At 70.8% G+C, this 4,174-nt stretch carries 5 protein-coding genes; 4 read left to right on the top strand and 1 reads right to left on the bottom strand.

Annotated elements, in window-relative coordinates; translation table 11 throughout:
- The 4 genes from H5J30_RS20000 to H5J30_RS19985 form a co-directional block, all read left to right on the top strand.
- The coding region (locus tag H5J30_RS20000; RefSeq protein ID WP_181788780.1) for a CHAD domain-containing protein at positions 1-414 on the top strand (414 nt) is incomplete at its 5' end.
- Positions 415-504: 90 nt separating this feature from the next.
- Positions 505-2,472 (top strand): TIGR03960 family B12-binding radical SAM protein, encoded by a 1,968-nt coding sequence (locus tag H5J30_RS19995; RefSeq protein ID WP_181788779.1) that lies wholly within the window; start codon positions 505-507, stop codon positions 2,470-2,472.
- A 319-nt stretch (positions 2,473-2,791) separates the two neighbouring features.
- Positions 2,792-3,103, top strand: a complete 312-nt coding sequence (locus H5J30_RS19990) for a hypothetical protein (protein WP_181788778.1) — start codon at positions 2,792-2,794, stop codon at positions 3,101-3,103.
- Between the two features lie 128 nt (positions 3,104-3,231).
- The gene (locus H5J30_RS19985; RefSeq protein ID WP_181788777.1) at positions 3,232-3,651 is read left to right on the top strand and encodes a rodlin; all 420 of its coding nucleotides are present in this window, start codon (positions 3,232-3,234) and stop codon (positions 3,649-3,651) included.
- A 207-nt stretch (positions 3,652-3,858) separates the two neighbouring features.
- Here the strand turns inward: H5J30_RS19985 and H5J30_RS19980 are convergent.
- A partial coding sequence (locus H5J30_RS19980; RefSeq protein WP_181788776.1) for a hypothetical protein occupies positions 3,859-4,174 on the bottom strand: 316 nt, incomplete at its 5' end.

The raw sequence follows: 4,174 nt of genomic DNA, 5'->3' as shown, positions 1-4,174 counted from the left end.
ACCGCCGCCGGCCGGCCGGCGGAGCCCGTGCTCCGCAAGGCCGTCGACCGCCAGTACCGGCGCTTCGCCGGCTCCCTCCAGGAGACCTTCGACCTCGCGCCGGGCCCCGACCGCGACACCGCCATCCACGAGACCCGCAAGGCCGCCAAGCGCACCCGGTACGCCGCCGAGGTGGCCCGCACCGTCCTCGGCCGGGAGGCCAAGACCGTCACGTCGCTGATGCGGGAGGTCCAGGAGCTGCTCGGCGACTACCAGGACGGCGTGCTGGCGCGGGCCGCGCTGCGCGAGATCGCGGTGCAGGCGCAGGCGGCGGGGGAGCCCTCGTTCACGTACGGCGTGCTCTACGCGCGCGAGGAGGCGCGTGCGGCGGAGCTGCGCGACCGGCTGCCGCGGCTTTCGCACAAGCATCTCTGAGCAGCGCGAGGAGTGGCATGCGCGGGGCGCGCGCTACGCTGAATGGTCACCCGCGTACATACCACAGGACAGCCGAGGACAGCTTTCCCGATGACTGCCGTGCCCGCATCCACCGTCGAGTCGGTCTTCCCCCGCCTGGAAGCCCTCCTCCCGCATGTCCAGAAGCCGATCCAGTACGTCGGCGGTGAGCTGAACTCCACCGTCAAGGACTGGGACGCGGTCGACGTCCACTGGGCGCTGATGTACCCCGACGCGTACGAGGTCGGCCTGCCCAACCAGGGCGTCATGATCCTGTACGAGGTGCTCAACGAGCGCGCCGACGCCCTCGCCGAGCGCACCTACAGCGTGTGGCCGGACCTGGAGGAGCTGATGCGCACGCACGACGTGCCGCAGTTCACCGTGGACAGCCACCGCCCGGTGCGCGCCTTCGACCTCTTCGGCGTCTCCTTCTCCACCGAGTTGGGCTACACCAACCTCCTCGCCGCCCTCGACCTCGCCGGCATCCCGCTGGCCGCCGCCGACCGCGGCGACGACGACCCGATCGTCGTCGCCGGCGGGCACGCCGCGTTCAACCCGGAGCCGGTCGCCGCCTTCGTGGACTGCGCGGTGATCGGCGACGGCGAGCAGGCCGTGCTGACGATGACCGACATCGTCAAGGCGTGGAAGGCCGAGGGCCGCCCGGGCGGGCGCGAGGAGGTGCTGCTGCGGCTGGCGCGGACGGGCGGGGTGTACGTGCCGTCGTTCTACGACGTCGAGTACCTGCCCGACGGCCGCATCGCCCGCGTCGTACCGAACCGCTCCGGCGTGCCGTGGCGGGTCTCCAAGCACACCGTCATGGACCTCGACGAGTGGCCGTACCCGAAGCAGCCGCTGGTGCCGATGGCCGAGACCGTGCACGAGCGGATGAGCGTGGAGATCTTCCGCGGCTGCACCCGCGGCTGCCGCTTCTGCCAGGCGGGCATGATCACCCGTCCGGTACGGGAGCGCAGCATCACCGGCATCGGCGAGATGGTCGACCGGGGCCTGAAGGCCACCGGCTTCGAGGAGGTCGGCCTGCTGTCGCTGTCGTCGGCCGACCACAGCGAGATCGGCGACGTCGCCAAGGGCCTCGCCGACCGCTACGAGGAGGACAAGGTCGGCCTGTCGCTGCCCTCCACCCGGGTCGACGCCTTCAACATCGACCTGGCCAACGAGCTGACGCGCAACGGCCGCCGCTCCGGCCTGACCTTCGCCCCCGAGGGCGCCACGGAGCGCATCCGCAAGGTCATCAACAAGATGGTCTCGGAGGAGGACCTGATCCGCACCGTCGCCACCGCGTACGGCAACGGCTGGCGGCAGGTCAAGCTCTACTTCATGTGCGGGCTGCCGACCGAGACGGACGAGGACGTCGTGCAGATCGCGGACATGGCGGCCAAGGTCATCGCCAAGGGCCGCGAGGTCGCGCGGTCCAACGACATCCGCTGCACCGTCTCCATCGGCGGCTTCGTGCCCAAGCCGCACACGCCCTTCCAGTGGGCTCCGCAGCTCTCGGCCGAGGACACCGACGCCCGCCTGGAGCAGCTGCGGGACCGCATCCGCGCCGACAAGCGCCACGGCCGCGCCATCGGCTTCCGCTACCACGACGGCAAGCCCGGCATCGTCGAGGGCCTGCTCTCCCGCGGCGACCGCCGCGTCGGCGACGTCATCCGCGCCGTCTACGAGGACGGCGGGCGCTTCGACGGCTGGCGGGAGCACTTCTCGTACGAGCGCTGGATGCGCTGCGCGGACAAGGCGCTCCCGGCGCACGGCGTGGACCTCGACTGGTACACGACCCGCGAGCGCTCCTACGAGGAGGTCCTGCCCTGGGACCACCTGGACTCCGGCCTGGACAAGGACTGGCTCTGGGAGGACTGGCAGGACGCGCTCGACGAGACGGAGGTCGAGGACTGCCGCTGGACGCCCTGCTTCGACTGCGGCGTGTGCCCGCAGCTCGACACGGAGATCCAGATCGGCCCGACGGGCAAGAAGCTGCTGCCGCTGAGCGTGGTCGACGGCCGGACGGGCGGAGACGCGGGTTGACGCGGGCCGGCTTCGGGCCGGCTGACGACACCCGCACGCGCGGGCGAAGAAACGGGTGGGCCCAGGACCGGAAAGCCGGTCCTGGGCCTTTTTCCGCCCGTTCGCCGGTGGCATTTCATGGCATTCCGCAGCCGCTATTCCCGGTTACCCGGACAATCGCATCATTGCTCCGCACGGGGGACTTGTACGCGATTATTCCGCGTGCCGTGTCGTCGGCGCGCCGTCCTCGTTTCGAATAACGAAGGTGGGGCTTCGGGACGGCCGTCGCTCCGACGGTAAGGAATTCGCTCCGAAGACTCCGTGGCGGAAAGGATGCCAAGTGAAGTACGTCAAGTCTGCCGTGGTCCTGTGCGGTGCCGCCCTGGCACTCGGCACTGCCGGCCAGGCGGGCGCAGTCGACCCCGGGCTCACCAGCCCGGACCTGAGTCTGGACGCCGCGGCCCAGCAGGCCGTGGAGGGTCTGGTCAACCGGCCCGCGACCGAACTGGTGCAGCACAGCCTGCCGGTCGACGGGCCGGCGGTCCGAGAACTCACCAGGCCGGTCGACGACGCGGCGCACGACGTCATCCAGGGCGCCCTGCCACAGAACACCCTGGCGCCCGCCGGCGCGGAGTCGCGCGGCGGCTCCTGAGCGGTCGGTTTCGCTCCGGACACTATCCGATCGTCCGAACGGGCGATTGAGGATAACTCACTCAAGGGTGCGGAGTTGTACAGCGTGCCCGCATCGTTGTTCCCTCAGGTGGAAAAGGAAAGAAAATCATGAAGAAGTACCTGAAGACCGCGGCGGTTGCCGTCACCATGCTCGGCGCCTCCGCGCTGGCCGCCCCGCAGGCACTGGCTGCCGACGACAGCGGCGACGGCCCGTACGCCAACGGCAACGGCTCGACGCAGGCGTACGGCAACACCCAGACGGGCGGCTACATGAGCCCGAACATGAGCCTGGTCAACGGCTCGCTGAACGAGCCCTGCATCGCGCTGCCGCAGGCCGCGAAGAACGCGAAGCAGCTCGTCAACGTCATCAACCTCGCCAACGTCGGCGTGGACGAGATCCTGGCCCAGAACCAGAACCAGACCTGCGCCAAGAACTCCAGCGCGGACCAGGGCGACGCCCCGCTGTCCCACCTGCTGGACGACTTCCCGATCCTCTCGGGCAACGGCGCGGGCAACGACGCCGGCTGAGTCCGGCACCACACGGGGAATCCTGGTACCCGGCCCGGGGCGAGTCGTACTCGCCCCGGGCCGGGGCCTTGTGCGGGGTGCGTACGGAAGCCGCGTACGGCGGCGACGGCGCACGGCGCACACGGCGCACACGGCGCGTACGCAGACGGCCCGCGGAGTGTTCTCCGCGGGCCGTCTGCGCCAAGGTTCCCGGTTGCTGCGCCGCGCTCAGCCGACGAGGCCCGAGACGAGCGGGCCGGCCGTCGGCAGCTCGCTCAGCGACGCGCCCTCGGCCAGCGGCCCGGTGACCGCCGCCGTGCTCACCGGCGGCGCACCGTCCTCGCCGACCGCGGTGCCCACCGAGTTGTCCAGCGGGTCGGAGCCGGTCTTGGCCAGCGGGTTGAGCTGGAGGCCCGTCAGCGGCGCGAGCACCGTGCGCCGGGTCGTGTCCACGCCCTGGCCGACGCCTGCCAGCGCCGCGGCGACCTGGTCGGTCTCGATCTTGTTGTCCTCACCGACCTTCAGCTTGTCCAGTGTGTCCAGC

This window comes from Streptomyces phytophilus (assembly GCF_013870535.1).
Classification (GTDB): Bacteria; Actinomycetota; Actinomycetes; order Streptomycetales; family Streptomycetaceae; genus Streptomyces; species Streptomyces phytophilus.
Note: the sequence above shows the minus strand (reverse complement) of the source record. Positions and strands in the feature narration are given on the sequence as shown.